Annotated in this window: 14 protein-coding genes; 6 read left to right on the forward strand and 8 right to left on the reverse strand. The window is 41.2% G+C overall.

The features are described 5' to 3' along the window. The first annotated feature begins 116 nt into the window (after positions 1–116). Positions 117–1,187, forward strand: coding sequence for a phosphoribosylformylglycinamidine cyclo-ligase (gene purM, locus F967_RS09390; protein WP_004799520.1), 1,071 nt, complete (start codon positions 117–119; stop codon positions 1,185–1,187). Further along, on the forward strand, positions 1,184–1,825 hold the full coding sequence (gene purN / locus F967_RS09395; RefSeq protein ID WP_171063101.1) for a phosphoribosylglycinamide formyltransferase: 642 nt from the start codon (positions 1,184–1,186) through the stop codon (positions 1,823–1,825). The genes purM and purN overlap by 4 nt, the downstream gene beginning before the upstream one ends. A gap of 37 nt (positions 1,826–1,862) precedes the next feature. Here the strand turns inward: purN and F967_RS09400 are convergent, their stop codons facing one another. Continuing rightward, positions 1,863–2,654: an alpha/beta fold hydrolase gene (locus F967_RS09400; RefSeq protein ID WP_004799525.1), complete on the reverse strand. Its 792-nt coding sequence runs from the start codon at positions 2,652–2,654 to the stop codon at positions 1,863–1,865. Between the two features lie 165 nt (positions 2,655–2,819). Continuing rightward, the gene (sppA, locus tag F967_RS09405; RefSeq protein WP_004799526.1) at positions 2,820–3,842 is read right to left on the reverse strand and encodes a signal peptide peptidase SppA; all 1,023 of its coding nucleotides are present in this window, start codon (positions 3,840–3,842) and stop codon (positions 2,820–2,822) included. A gap of 142 nt (positions 3,843–3,984) precedes the next feature. Between sppA and F967_RS09410 the strand changes: the two genes are divergently transcribed. Then, positions 3,985–4,941, forward strand: coding sequence for a lysophospholipid acyltransferase family protein (locus F967_RS09410; protein ID WP_004799528.1), 957 nt, complete (start codon positions 3,985–3,987; stop codon positions 4,939–4,941). Position 4,942: 1 nt separating this feature from the next. On the opposite strand, the gene F967_RS09415 is transcribed toward F967_RS09410, so the two are convergent. The 3 genes from F967_RS09415 to F967_RS09425 all read right to left on the reverse strand — a co-directional run bounded on the left by F967_RS09415 (position 4,943) and on the right by F967_RS09425 (position 9,371). Next, positions 4,943–7,369 (reverse strand): DNA internalization-related competence protein ComEC/Rec2, encoded by a 2,427-nt coding sequence (locus tag F967_RS09415; protein ID WP_004799530.1) that lies wholly within the window; start codon positions 7,367–7,369, stop codon positions 4,943–4,945. An 87-nt stretch (positions 7,370–7,456) separates the two neighbouring features. Then, on the reverse strand, positions 7,457–8,143 hold the full coding sequence (lolD, locus tag F967_RS09420) for a lipoprotein-releasing ABC transporter ATP-binding protein LolD (RefSeq protein ID WP_004799531.1): 687 nt from the start codon (positions 8,141–8,143) through the stop codon (positions 7,457–7,459). Further along, on the reverse strand, positions 8,136–9,371 hold the full coding sequence (locus tag F967_RS09425; protein WP_004676803.1) for a lipoprotein-releasing ABC transporter permease subunit: 1,236 nt from the start codon (positions 9,369–9,371) through the stop codon (positions 8,136–8,138). Before F967_RS09425 ends, lolD begins: the two co-directional genes overlap by 8 nt. Positions 9,372–9,396: 25 nt before the next feature. Here F967_RS09425 and F967_RS09430 point away from each other — a divergent pair, with 25 nt between their 5' ends. Then, entirely contained in the window at positions 9,397–9,981 is a 585-nt protein-coding gene (locus F967_RS09430; protein ID WP_004676801.1) for a PilZ domain-containing protein, read from the forward strand. Between the two features lie 19 nt (positions 9,982–10,000). Here the strand turns inward: F967_RS09430 and F967_RS09435 are convergent, their stop codons facing one another. Then, entirely contained in the window at positions 10,001–10,894 is an 894-nt protein-coding gene (locus F967_RS09435; protein ID WP_004676799.1) for a DMT family transporter, read from the reverse strand. A 10-nt stretch (positions 10,895–10,904) separates the two neighbouring features. After that, the gene (locus F967_RS09440) at positions 10,905–11,378 is read right to left on the reverse strand and encodes a YaiI/YqxD family protein (RefSeq protein WP_004676796.1); all 474 of its coding nucleotides are present in this window, start codon (positions 11,376–11,378) and stop codon (positions 10,905–10,907) included. Between the two features lie 200 nt (positions 11,379–11,578). Between F967_RS09440 and F967_RS09445 the strand changes: the two genes are divergently transcribed. Beyond that, positions 11,579–12,517 (forward strand): hypothetical protein, encoded by a 939-nt coding sequence (locus F967_RS09445; RefSeq protein ID WP_004799534.1) that lies wholly within the window; start codon positions 11,579–11,581, stop codon positions 12,515–12,517. A 36-nt stretch (positions 12,518–12,553) separates the two neighbouring features. Further along, positions 12,554–12,697, forward strand: a complete 144-nt coding sequence (locus F967_RS14345; protein WP_004799537.1) for a hypothetical protein — start codon at positions 12,554–12,556, stop codon at positions 12,695–12,697. A gap of 77 nt (positions 12,698–12,774) precedes the next feature. Here the strand turns inward: F967_RS14345 and serC are convergent, their stop codons facing one another. After that, positions 12,775–13,854: a 3-phosphoserine/phosphohydroxythreonine transaminase gene (gene serC / locus F967_RS09450; protein ID WP_004799538.1), complete on the reverse strand. Its 1,080-nt coding sequence runs from the start codon at positions 13,852–13,854 to the stop codon at positions 12,775–12,777. Between the last annotated feature and the right edge of the window lie 255 nt (positions 13,855–14,109).

The following is a 14,109-nucleotide window of genomic DNA, read 5'->3' on the forward strand; positions in this document are numbered from 1 at the left end:
GGTGTAATCGTTATAAATGGAAAAAATTTTTAATAAAGATAGCATTTTCGGGCATAAATAACAGAAGAGTTTCGTATATTCGGGTTATAATCTGCCGCCAATGCGGAGACTTCACTATGAGCAACTCAACTTCTACCCCAAATACTGGTTTAAGCTATAAAGATGCGGGGGTCGACATTGAAGCGGGCGACGCACTGGTCGATCGTATCAAATCTGTCGCTAAGCGTACCACTCGTCCTGAAGTCATGGGCGGTTTAGGTGGCTTTGGTGCCCTATGCAAAATTCCAAAAAGCTATGAAGAACCTGTATTGGTTTCAGGAACAGATGGCGTAGGGACTAAATTACGTTTGGCACTGAATCTCAATCGTCACGATACCATTGGTCAAGATTTGGTGGCAATGTGTGTCAATGACCTACTGGTGTGTGGTGCTGAACCATTGTTCTTCCTGGACTATTATGCAACGGGTCATTTGAATGTTGATGTGGCTGCAAATGTAGTGACAGGTATTGGTAAAGGTTGTGAGCTTGCTGGCTGTGCATTGGTCGGTGGTGAAACTGCCGAAATGCCAGGCATGTATGAGGGCGAAGATTACGATCTCGCTGGTTTTGCAGTGGGTGTGGTTGAACAGAGCAAAATTATTGATGGTTCCAAAGTAAAATCTGGTGACGTGTTGATTGGCGTTGCTTCAAGTGGTGCTCACTCTAATGGTTACTCATTGCTACGCAAAATTTTAGACGTTAAGAACGTTGATTTAACTCAAATTATTGATGGTCGTCCACTTGCAGATGTTGCTATGGAGCCAACCCGTATTTATGTAAAACCAGTGTTAGAGCTTTGCAAACAAGTCGATGTTCATGCAATGGCACATATTACTGGTGGTGGTTTACCTGGCAATTTACCGCGTGTACTTCCGAATGGCGCTCAAGCAGTTATCAATGAATCTAGCTGGGAATGGTCAGAGTTATTCCAACTGTTACAGCGTGAAGGCAATGTAGAACGTTTTGAAATGTACCGTACCTTTAACTGTGGCGTAGGTATGGTGATTGCGGTTGATGCAAGCGAAGCGGATAAAGCCATTGATGTATTAAATACTCAAGGTGAAAAAGCCTGGAAAATTGGTCACATTCAGGAAAATGCTGAATCAGTTGAGGGTGCAGACGAAAAAATTCGTGTGATCTTTGCATAATGAGAATTGCGGTACTTGTTTCTGGTAATGGTAGCAACTTACAGGCCCTGATCGACGCCCAACATGGTAAACAGTTGTCAGGGCAAATCGTTGGTGTTCTCTCCAACAAAGCTGATGCCTATGCATTACGACGTGCCGAGGACGCCAATATTGCCACCGCTGTGATTTCCCATCAAAACTTTCCCAATCGGGAAAGTTTTGATGTAGCCATGCATCAGCAACTGTTGGCATGGCAAGTTGATCTTGTGATTCTTGCGGGTTTTATGCGGATTTTAACACCAGAATTTGTCAGTAAATGGCAAGGCAAGATGTTAAATATCCATCCATCCCTGCTTCCTTTTTATAAAGGGATGAATACCCATCAACGTGTATTAAATACTGGAGATCGCTTGCATGGTTGTACCGTTCATTTTGTAACAGCTGAACTGGATGCGGGACAAAGTATTGCCCAGTCTGTGATTCAGGTGAGTTTGCATGATAATGTAGAAAGCCTAGCACAACGTGTGCATGAGCTTGAACACTTCATCTACCCTCAAGTAGCACAATGGTTATGTAATGGTCAGCTCACCTGGGAAAATGGTCAAGCCTATTTCAACAAAAAACCATTAGAACGACCAATTCAGTTTGCCCAGTTTTAAAAATGAAACGCATCTTCGGATGCGTTTTTTATTTGAATTAAATAACCAGACTTTTAATTTTTTCGGCAGTTTCCACAGGATGCTCAAGAGGAAACATATGCCCTCCCTGCTCAATTGAAAATGGAATGCCTAGTTTTCTTTTTGCCACTTGCGGAAATTTTTCTTTTAAAAATACACTATCACTGCCAACCACCAGATGTACAGGAACAGGCGGTTTTGGCATTGGTAACCACCACATGGATGGCGTGGTTCTAAACATCGCCACTTCCTCATCTTTTGGAATGGTTAAAGTCACACCTCCACGTTGTGGATCATGAGTCAGGGCATGGTCAATATAGGCCTGAAAGCAATCAGCATCAAAATGCTGATAAAATCCTCTTGAGCCTAATAGTTCCGCCGCCTGCTCACGAGACTCCCAGTGATCACGTCGACGCACTGACAAACCTGCTGGCGTGATTTTATCGACCAATTTAGGTTTAAAAATTTTGGCGAGATGAAAGACAAACGAGGCTTTGCCAATAATCAATGGTGGGTCCAGCATAATCACTTGTGAAAATAATTCTGGACGGCGATAAGATGCCATTAGTGTTAATACAGAACCTAACGAGTGTCCCAAACCAATCACTTTTCGCCCCTGAGCCTGCTGTACAATGCTATCAATGATTTGGTCAACCAAATATGTCCAGCCATGCGTAATTGGATAGCGCTTATCTGTACCAATCTCTGCCACATAAATAATGTCATACTGATCTTTGAGTTGATCAAACAGTTTTTGATAGACTTTTGATGGCACACCATTGGCATGGGCAAAATGAATCAAGGGTTTCATAAGCTTGTCTTTTAATTTCACTGATTGGTCAATTATCTCGTTCTACACCTGTATTGCAAATAAAAGGGAGAACTGTACAGTTATTTTTACAATAAAAAGGCTGTGATATACACAGCCTGATTAAAATCAACGCAGTGCTTTGATCAAAGCACTGCATCAGATATGTTATTGTATTCTCACATTTTGTTGAGTTTCCAGTTGTGCTGCAAGAGAGCTACTAATCCCCTCACCAATCTTTGCACCCATACGTCCCAAAATAGACTCCAAAGGATTACGTTGAACGGTATAATCAACTTTTTGATCAACCTTTAACTCACGCATCAGGGTGCTAATGCTACCACTACGATCTGCAACACCAAGTGCAATTGCCTGTTCACCTGTCCAGAATAAACCAGAGAAAACCGCTGGATCATTTGATTTTAAACGTTTGCCACGTCCCTCTTTAACCGCATTGATAAAGTGGGTATGAACATTATCTAAAATAGCTTGCACATGTGCCTGCTGTGCAGGATTAATTGGCTTGGTCATGCTCAGGATATCTTTGTTATTACCCGCTGTTAAGGTACGGTCTTCAATCCCAAGTTTTTGAGCCAATCCACTTAAGCCATAGTTCGGCATAATCACACCGATTGAACCAACCAAACTTGATGGATTTACAATAATTTCATCCGCAGCCGAGGCAATGTAGTAGGCACCCGATGCCCCCATATCGCCAATGACAGCATAGACCTTTTTATTTGGATGCTGTTTTTTCTGATAACGAATTTCCTGCCAGATTTCATCCGACTGCACAGGTGATCCACCAGGTGAGTTAATATTGAGGACAATTGCCTTACTACCACTTGCTTCAAATGCCCGTTTTAAAGCCTTGTTGGTATCTTCACTATTGACTGTGGACTGACCCGCAGAGGAATCAATGGTGCCAACAATATCAACAATTGCCAAATGACTGCTGCCAATGCTGGTGGTTGATTTTTCTGTGTTGGTCGAACACCCTTTACTCATTGCAATCAATACAATCAGTAAATATGCAAAACCCAAACATTTAAAAAAGATACCCCAACGGCGGCTACGGCGTTGTTCTTCAACAGAAGCCAAAACGGCTTTTTCTAAAATCTGCCATTCTTTGCCTGTCACATTATTCGGATTTGTTGATTCATTTTGTGGTTTTGGTGGCCAATCGGACATAAGATTCCAATCCAATGTATTTTAAAAGTGGCTTTATTATATACGTTGATGGGCACAAAACTGTTTAAATAACTTGTTTGAACTTATAATTATTTTTTGCATTATACTGCTCTCTTGTAATTTTCCAATCTGCAATAAATAAATGACTCAGCCAAATTCAAACCGTTCAGGTTATCGTCTACTTAAGCTCATTAGTCGTCAGCCGATTCAGTTAGGACGTTTTTTTGCACGTTTGGTTGCAGCCTTACTTACCACATTTCAGCTTTCCAAACTTTCAAAAATCATTCGACTCAACATCCAGATTGTGTTTCCCGACTTGGCTAAACCAGAGAGAGAACAACTGATAAAACAGGCAATTCGCAATGAATTGACCTCTTATTTTGAGTTTGTCAGTATTTGGGGAGCTTCCAATCAAAAGAATATTCAACAAATTCAGAAGATTCATGGTGAGCATTATTTTCATGCAGCATTGGCAGAACAAAAAGGTCTGGTTTTGATTATTCCGCACTTTGGAACATGGGAAGTAATGAATGCATGGCTCTCAAAATATACACAGATGACTATTTTGTATAAACCTGTCAAAAATCCTGATGCTGACCAATTTGTCCGTGATGCACGCTGTCGTGAACAGGCTCATCTGGTCCCTACCGATGAAAGCGGTGTTCGGCAGATTTTTAAGACCCTGAAACAAGGTGGAACAACCGCAATCCTGCCTGATCATACCCCTGATCATGGTGGTGAAATGATCAACTATTTTGGTATTCCACTCGCCTCAAGCAGTCTGAGCGCGAAACTCATTCAAAAAACCAAGGCCAAAGCACTCCTACTCTATACCATGAGAAATGAACAAGATGGCTTTGACATGCATATTGAACCGATCAATCCCCAGATTTATGAGGGAAGTGCCGAAGATGGCACGCTGATCATTCACCAGACTCTGGAGCAGCTAATTCAACGCTACCCTGCACATTACCACTGGAGTTATAAACGTTTTAGTGCCAACCCCGCCCTCAAGAAAATTTATGATATTGATGAAAATGAGGCTTTGCTAAAGGTTGCAGAAGTTCGTCAGCAAAACCAATCTCAGGAAAATACTTAGGCTATTTTCTTTCCAGCCATTTCACCTGTTGACGTTGTTGCTTTACCTCAACTTTACCATTTTCAAATATAAAACTGATGGTTCCTGCCTGTACAGTGGTAAGCAAAGGAATGTTTAACGCCTGCAAACGGTTTTGTAGTTCTTGAGTCGGATGCCCATAACGGTTATTAAAACCAGCCGAAGCAATCGCAAGTTTCGGTTTTAATGTTGCCAGAAAATCATAGGCCGAACTGTGTTTACTGCCATGATGCCCAAGTACCAACACATCCACTTTCAAATCAGGATATTCTTGCAACAATTTATATTCAGTTTCCCAGCCTGCATCGCCCATAATCAGAAAGTTTTGATAGGGTTGAGCATTAAAAAACTGAAGATACACCACACAGGACTGTTCATTTTGCTGATCTTTGGCATAAGCCAATGCTTCAGGATGTGGAGATAAAATCTCAATTTTTACATTGGGATATGACCAGTTCTGACCTTGCTGACAAAATGAAAAATTATCCTTAAACGGCATTTTGTCACTGCGTTCATTGGACTGAACCTGTGTAATTACAAAGGTTTTTTGAATGGCAGGAAATGCACCACTGTGGTCTTGATCAAGATGAGATAGAATCACATGATCCAGCTGTCGAACACCCTGTTGCCGTAAGAATGGAATCACCACCCGCTCACCTAAACTGAACTTGCTCTCATCATATGACCCACCTGTATCAATCATTAATATCTGCTGAGGATGCTGTAAAAGAACTGATTGCCCTTGCCCCACATCCAAAATATTTAAGATCGTGGGTTGTGATTTTACTCCCCATATAATAGGTAAAAAGCAAAACAAAGCCCAAGCTTTTGGCAGCGTTCCTTTAGGCATAAATAAAATGATTAAACCCAAAATCAAACTGACTATCATTAATGGTGTGCAACTGACACCATACAAGTCAGGAGAAATCTGCTGCAATGCATTCAAAACCCACATTAACAAAGATAATAAAATATCATTGAGCTGAAACAATAATTGCCCCAATGCTGGAATAATCAGCCAGACACAAGCGGCAATAATATCCAAAGGCACAACCAAGCCACTTAATATCGGAATAGCGATCAGATTAGTGAGTGGTGCAAGCCATGAAACCTGTTGAAAGAAAATCAAGACCAAGGGCAATAAGGCAACGAATATTTTCCACTGGGACTCAATTAAAACTTTAACCGCAACAATGACTTTTTGCGTTTTTGTTGCCATCTGATTTTGGGGTAAATCATGAATGGTTTGATAAATCCTGAGCAGAATAAAACACGCGCCATAAGACAGCCAAAAGGCTGCCGATAAAATGCTAAATGGATCATAAATTAATAACAAACTTGCGCTATACACCAGCAATGCAAAAGGCTGGATCGCTTGCCGAAATACCAGAAAAACACTGGCAATGATGACTGTTAACAAGGTTCTAATTGCTGGAATCTCAAAGCCAACAAATGCCACATACAGCAAAACACCGAGTACAAAAGGCAATAACAGAAAAATCTGCCGTGGCTGCCATAAATAGATTTTTGGAACGTAACGCTGTATCAGCCTTTGTAAAAACCATGTCAACATCAAGGCAAAGATTAAAACATGAGGGCCAGAAATTGCCAGTAAATGAGAAATTCCAAGCTGTTGAAATTGTTGTTTTAAAGTCTTGGATAATAGACTTTCATCACCTGTCAGCAAGGCTAAAAGCAGACCTTTGTGCTGTAGATTTGAATTTTGTAGCATCTGCCGAAATTCTGAGCGTTTCATCTCAACGCTTAATAAAAACTTAGCAGAAAAGCTTTGCTGTTGCTTTAAGTGACCTTGATAACCCAAATGGTAAATTTCATCAAAGCTTAAAGGTTGAATAGACTGCACTGAAAATGCAGACATTATATTTTGCTGCAAAAACCATTTTTCCTGATCAAATGCACCCGCAACAGCATAACTATGCACTGGTTTAATCTGACCATAAACTCGATAATAATGACCCAACTGTAAACTTTGCTTCTGATTTAACTGATATTTGTCTTGTTTTAAATAAAGTAACCAGTTGACAGATTGCTTATGTCGATTAAGCACTTCAGCAATTTGTTTATGACCATCATGACTCAATTCATCTATATTTTTAATATAAACAATTGCTTCATAGGATTGTGATTCAAACTCTTTTAATTGCAGTCGTTGTTCTAATGCGGAATCTGCAAAATGATATCCTGTTGTAAACAATCCCCAGCTTGCACTGATTAAAATAAGTGCTTTATAAAAAGGTCGATAAAAATAGAATTCTTTCTTGTATATGCCAAAGCTAAAGATCAGGATTGCAATAGCCAACCAAATCCACCATGTCAGCTCGATAAAATCAAGATGAAATCCCATGATTGCAATACCAGCAATCCAGCCCAATAAAATAATTTTTAACATGTAATTTTTTAATTAAGTTTTTGATTTTTCTGAACGCAAAATTAAAGCCCGTTTTCAGGGCTTTAACAAGAGATTAAACAAAATAAATTATTTTGGATCAATCCATAAACCATCTTGCATATGCAAAATCGAATCTGCTGATTGAGCCAATTGCTCATCATGCGTCACAATCAACATCGCCATATTCAGCTCTTTTTTCAAGTCAGTCAGCAACTCAAAAATACTCAGGGCTGTCTTACGGTCAAGGTTACCTGTTGGTTCATCTGCAAGCACTACAGCAGGCTTGGTCACCAAAGCACGGGCCAAAGCTACACGCTGGCGTTCACCACCCGAAAGCTCACCTGGTTTATGCTCCATGCGGTGTGACAGGCCAACACGATCAAGCAGGTATTCAGCCTGTTTCCTGACATCCTTAAAGTTGCTTTCACGACGCAACATTAACGGCATTGCCACATTTTCCAGAGCCGAAAACTCAGGCAGTAAATGATGGAACTGATAAACGAAACCCAGATATTGATTACGCTTATAACCACGCTCCGCTTCACCTAAATTATCAAAACGTTGCCCTTGTAAAAATACCTGTCCCTGTGAGGGTTGTTCCAAACCACCCAACACATGCAGCAGTGTACTTTTACCTGAACCACTTGAGCCAACAATGGAAACAAACTCGCCTGCTTTTACTTGAAGTGATAAACCTTTAATCACTTCAACCTTGCTTTTGCCATCATCAAAATGTTTATAAATATCTTTGGCTTCTAAAACAATCTTACTCATAACGCAACGCCTCGGCTGGTTGAACTTTGGCTGCACGCAATGCAGGGTAAATAGTGGCAAGGAAGCTTAACAATAATGAAACTGTGACAATCACCACCACATCCTGCCATCTGAGATAGGATGGTAGGTAATGCACAAAATAGGCATCAAACAGGTTCAAGCCTAAAGCAGTATTGAACCATGAAATAATATCACTGATGGTCAAGGCCAAGGTCACACCTAAAATTGTCCCTGCAATCGTTCCAATAACCCCAATCACTGTCCCCTGCACCATAAAGATTTTGGTAATCATGGAAGGTGAGGCACCCAGGGTACGCAGGATTGCAATGTCAGATTTTTTATCGGTCACGACCATGACTAACGATGAAACGATGTTAAATGCGGCCACTACAATAATCAGCACCAATAATAAACCGACTAGAGTCTTTTCCATCTGGATCGCATTGAACAAATTGCCATGCGTATAGGTCCAGTTGGATGCATAGAAGTTGCTTGGCAACTGGCTCACAATATCATTGGCCACTTTAGGGGCAGCAAAAATATCATCCAGTTTTAAGCGCACGCCCTGCGCACCATCTGGCAGACGCAACAAGGTTGAGGCATCATTCAGGGCGATATAGCCGACCATTGAATCCACCTCTGCCCCCACACTAAAAATACCCACGACCTTAAAACGCTTAAAACGCGGCACCACACCTGCTGGGGATGGCGTCGCCTCTGGCAGAACCAAAGTCACGTTGTCATTTAGGCCCAAGCCCAGTGCATCAGTCATATCCTTACCAAGGACAATACCGAACTCACCTTTTTTCAATGCATTTAAATCACCAGAAACCATGTGGTTTTGGATGATCGAAACCTTTTTTTCATATTCAGGCTCAATCCCTGTTACCATAATGCCAGCCACTTGTCCCTGGGCAGTCAACATGCCCTGTAACTGGGTAAATGGCGCGACTCCAGTGACATGCGGATGGCGTTCAACTCTTTTTACAAGCTCAGGCCAATCTGTTAGAATTTGAGTAGAAGAAACAGTGGCTTGTGGAACCATTCCCAGAACACGATTTTTTAATTCGCGGTCAAAACCATTCATGACAGATAACACTGTAATGAGGACAGCAACGCCCAAGGTTAAACCAATCATGGAAACCAGAGCGATGAAAGAAATAAAATGATTACTCCGCCGAGCACGAGTGTATCTCAACCCTATATACAGCGAAATTGGTTTAAACATACCATCTAGTCCGAGGTGATTTATTATGGAAAATACACTGCATCATGTTACTGACGACAAAACTGAACGTCGCACGATGTCCCGTATTGATGCGGTGTTAAGAATCAATTATCAAATCATTCCAATAGATGCTGCCTTGAATGATCCCTATGATTCTCATTTTGTATTGCCTCGCTATTTTCTACTACTTGCTGAATTAGATCAATTTGATCATGCGCTTGGCTACGAATTAGAACAATTAAATGAAAAAGATCAACAAATTGCCCGTATCTTATCCCTTTTTAATCAAAAACTGAACCTGATTACAGGCTCTTTTTATGACAATATCGTGCAGTCGCTATTGCCTGTACCTGAGCAGGTTAATGTTTCTGAACAAGGTCTAAGCTTTTTTAGCTCGCAGCCGCTTGCCCAAGATGCCTATATCCATATTACTCTGAGCCATCCTGAAAATTTCTTTCATATTGCAGCAATTGCCCAAGTGGCTTATTGCAATGAAACAGAAGAGCCACATAAATTTCGTATAGGTGCCTATTTCATCACCCTACATCCGCAGGACCGTGCCAAGCTGGCTGCCAGTATTCAACAGTCGCAACAGGATGAGCCGAATTAGTCACAATGTGAGATATAACTTATATCTTTAAACGGCGATACAGGCCTAAATCTTTATAGAAATAAAGGAATAGGCCAAACAAAATTACCACAGCACCTACAAATACCTGAGCTGACAATTGCTCATGGTTCAGGTAAGCCCCGATCAATATCGCCAGCATTGGCGTCATCACCGTTGTTAATGACAGTGTGGTCGCCTTTAGGTTCTGCACCAGTTTAAAATAGCAGAACATGGCAATCAGTGAGGCCATAACCACAGTATAAGCAAGTGCCAATAGCGATTTGACTGAGGGCAAATGAGTGGGTGCATACTGCCAAATCCACGGCAAAAGCAAAGCTGCCAACACAGTTGAGACGAGGATTGAACCTGTCGCCTGCGCCATAGGCTGCACATCCGCATTAATCTTTTTCACCAGAAAAATCGAGAGTGAATAGGCAAATACACTGATCAGCATCAGTATAATGCCTATCGGCTGTACATGCTTCTGACTACCGCTGAGACAGATCAAGGCTAACCCAGCAATTGATGTACCCATGCCCAGCCACTGCAATCCTGCCAGTTTTTGCTGGAAGCCAAAGCGTCCTATAAGTCCCGCCATAATCGGTGCCAACCCAAACATCAGTGCGATTAAACCTGAGCTTAGATAGGCGGTGGCGGCATAGGTAAAGATCTGTGAACCAATCAGGCTCAATGAACCTGCGATATAGCTGAATAATGCAATTTTATGCGTGGGAAACTGAATCCTTAACAGCATTAAAATGGTTACAGCCAGAGGCAAGGCAATAAAAAAGCGTAACACCAAAGCCCACATGGGATGTAAATCAGCAACACTCCAGACAATTGCCAACGGTGTGGTTGCCCAGATAAACACCAGCAATGCATAGCTAAGCATGAGATTCATACGTGATGGCATAATGGCAGGCTCAAGAAGAAGCTGTTTTCCGTTTTTGCTTTAAAATGGTCTGGTCCAACGAGCTTGAAAACTCACGTTTATCCCGTTCCGAGATTGGCGGTGGACCGCCTGTCTGCACACCTGCGCCACGCAGTGTGTCCATGAAATCGCGCAAATGCAGACGGGCTTTAACATTCGCAGTAGTATAAATCTCACCACGAGGATGAATGGCAATACCCCCCTTTTCAATTACCTGGGCGGCAAGCGGAATATCCTGCGTAATAACAATGTCATTTTCCTGCATCCGTTCTACAATTTCCTGATCGGCTCGGTCTGCCCCACTCATCACCTGAATTGATTTAATCCGCACCGATGGGGTAATCCCCACATTTTGGTTGGCTACAAAAGTCACTTCCAGTTGGTAACGATCAGAGGCACGTAAAATCACCTCACGCAAAATTTTAGGCAGCGCATCAGCATCCACCCACAATTTAAATGGCAGCACGTTGGATAGGCTCAACAAGGAAAAAATATAGTGTAGCAGATTGCCATGACAGTGGAGTGAACAATACTGCCAATGTTGAGACAGGTATTTTTTTCATCTAAAAATGAATTAAATTCCATAGAATTACATATCCAGACTTGAAAAAACGCTGTGACCCTCGATTTAATAGAATAAGTTCAATCTCTTTGTATTATGTTTTTATGAAAAATCAGAACAGTCCAGAAACCATTAAAATTCAAGATCAAAATTTCGGTCATCATGTCGAGCATTGGAACCTGTTGACAGAAACACCCGAAACAGATGTACCACAATGGTTGGGACTGGCGCTGGATGCACCTGTGATGCCCATGGGTCTATGTGAAGATGAACAGGAGATGGACCAGTCATTCTGGCTGATTCAGGGACCAAGCGGTGAGGCGATCTCAATTAATCAAATTATTGCGGTTGAGGACCAAAAGCCACGCGCATTAAAAACTGCGTTTCCGAGTTTTGAAAGCCCATATAAATACGATGCAAAAATTGAACGAGTAATTACCTGTGATTCCGCAACTCAGGCGGTATTAAGATTAAGCGTAAATAAAAATACGGTTATTTATGCCTTTGATAGTTTATTTAGTGTAAATCGCTGTCAATATGACAAAAACCAGAGTTATCAGGTTCAACTTAATGCCTGGGCATACGAACTGGAAACCGTTTCTAAAGATGAGAAAATCATTGTTGATGATCCAGCCTCAATTAAGCACCACCGCGCATTAAATGCAATTCTGGCGGAACATAACGGCATTGCCCCCGATAACCTACAGGAACTGATTAATGAGTGGCAACCCAAAACCCCAGAAGATCAAGAACCTGTCACTGTCGACTTTTCTAAAATGGTCGCCTATTTATATGGTGAGACATTAGGTCAGGAAGATGAAGCATGGTTTCAGGGAAATATCGTGGGTAAAACCACCATGCAGTTTATGCAGGATGAATATACCCTGTATGATGTAACACTGGTATTGGAAGATGATTTACCTGCAATTTTAATACGTATTGCCACTAAAAATTTTTTGTATAAAAACTTTAACATTGGTGAATATATTCGCGGCAACATCTGGATTCAGGCGAATATTTATGCTAAAACTGCACTAAAGTGACAAAAAATCGCATAAATGGCATTTTTAGGCGTTCTAATGAAAATTATACCAGAACAAACGACCACCAGTCTTATTCCATCGAGTGATCAAGGTCTGAAACTTGATGTTGGTGCTTTTTGCTTTTTTTTACTTGGTATTTTTTTAGCAGCACTTATTTTTCATCAAATTGGCTTGTTCTAATTTTTGACCATTTTCAACTTATACATATAAACAAAAGCCCTCAATGTTGAGGGCTTTTGTTTGAGATCAGTTATTGCTTAACCGTGACGTTTCGCAAAATCATCCATAAAGTTCACAAGTGCCTGGACACCCTCTAAAGGAACTGCGTTGTAAATACTTGCACGCATACCACCTACTGAACGGTGACCTGCCAGATTAAGTAAATGCTTCTGTTCAGCTTCTTTCAGGAATGTTTTCTCAAGTGCTTCATCAGCCAGGGTAAATGGCACATTCATCATTGAACGGTTTGCAATGGCGATTGGATTGTTATAGAAGTCGCTAGAATCAATATAACTATAGAGGAGTTTTGCCTTGTCCTGGTTGATTTTGTAGATTGCATCTACACCACCCTGCTCAAGCAGCCACTCAAATACTAGACCAGACAAATACCATGCATAGGTCGCTGGCGTATTGACCATTGAACCATTCTTGGCTTGGTCGCCATATTTTAGGATGCTTGGAATTTCAGGTTTTGCCTGATCCAGCAAATCATCACGAATAATGACAATGGTTAATCCCGCAGGACCAATATTCTTTTGCGCACCCGCGTAGATGAGGCCAAATTTGCTCACATCCAATGGCGCAGACAAAATACTTGAAGAAAAGTCACACACCAACGGCGCATTTACCTCTGGAACATCGGCGAACTGTAAACCACCAATGGTTTCATTATCTGCATAATGCACATAAGCCGCATGATCAGAAAGGTTCCAAGTGCTTTGTTCAGTGATCGCATGTTTGCCATCAATTAAAGTGCTTGCCTCAATGATATTAATATCGCCATAACGTTTCGCTTCTTTTAGTGCCTTTTCAGACCAGATTCCTGTATGGATATAATCTGCCTTGTTATTTTTTCCAAGCAGATTTAAAGGAATTGCTGAGAATTGTAAGGATGCACCACCTTGCAGGAACAATACTTTATAGTTCTCAGGGATATTCATGAGCTTGCGTAGATCAGCTTCCGCCTTTTCTGCCACAGCAACATAGTCATTACTACGATGACTCATTTCCATGATCGACAAGCCTTTACCCTGCCAATCCAACATTTCCTGTTGAGCTTTTTCTAAAACAGCAGTAGGCAGTGCAGCAGGACCAGCGCAGAAATTATAAGCACGCATGAGTTTTCCCTTGTCAAAGTGAAACAAATTGAAATGGGCATTTAACCATAGATTGCTAAAGCTTGCAGCAGCTTATCGCGTAAATATTTCGATTTAACTGAAAATAATCGGTAATTTTTCAATCGTGTTTTTGTACCCTATTTCGTTCATTTACCCATTTTTAAGTGGATTTTTTTATCATCAAAAAACTGGATAATCCATGTTTAAACTAGACTAAAAACTCTATTTTTTACAAATTGACTACACCATTCTTGG

It is taken from the genome of Acinetobacter sp. CIP 102637, from assembly GCF_000368425.1.
Lineage (GTDB): Bacteria > Pseudomonadota > Gammaproteobacteria > Pseudomonadales > Moraxellaceae > Acinetobacter > Acinetobacter parvus.

Coding starts and splice junctions, on each gene's coding strand:
- purM (WP_004799520.1), top strand. CDS start 117: ATGAGCAACTCAACTTCTACCCCAAATACTGGTTTAAGCTATAAAGAT.
- F967_RS09400 (WP_004799525.1), bottom strand. CDS start 2,654: ATGAAACCCTTGATTCATTTTGCCCATGCCAATGGTGTGCCATCAAAA.
- sppA (WP_004799526.1), bottom strand. CDS start 3,842: ATGTCCGATTGGCCACCAAAACCACAAAATGAATCAACAAATCCGAAT.
- F967_RS09410 (WP_004799528.1), top strand. CDS start 3,985: ATGACTCAGCCAAATTCAAACCGTTCAGGTTATCGTCTACTTAAGCTC.
- F967_RS09415 (WP_004799530.1), bottom strand. CDS start 7,369: ATGTTAAAAATTATTTTATTGGGCTGGATTGCTGGTATTGCAATCATG.
- lolD (WP_004799531.1), bottom strand. CDS start 8,143: ATGAGTAAGATTGTTTTAGAAGCCAAAGATATTTATAAACATTTTGAT.
- F967_RS09425 (WP_004676803.1), bottom strand. CDS start 9,371: ATGTTTAAACCAATTTCGCTGTATATAGGGTTGAGATACACTCGTGCT.
- F967_RS09430 (WP_004676801.1), top strand. CDS start 9,397: ATGGAAAATACACTGCATCATGTTACTGACGACAAAACTGAACGTCGC.
- F967_RS09435 (WP_004676799.1), bottom strand. CDS start 10,894: ATGCCATCACGTATGAATCTCATGCTTAGCTATGCATTGCTGGTGTTT.
- F967_RS09445 (WP_004799534.1), top strand. CDS start 11,579: ATGAAAAATCAGAACAGTCCAGAAACCATTAAAATTCAAGATCAAAAT.
- F967_RS14345 (WP_004799537.1), top strand. CDS start 12,554: ATGAAAATTATACCAGAACAAACGACCACCAGTCTTATTCCATCGAGT.
- serC (WP_004799538.1), bottom strand. CDS start 13,854: ATGCGTGCTTATAATTTCTGCGCTGGTCCTGCTGCACTGCCTACTGCT.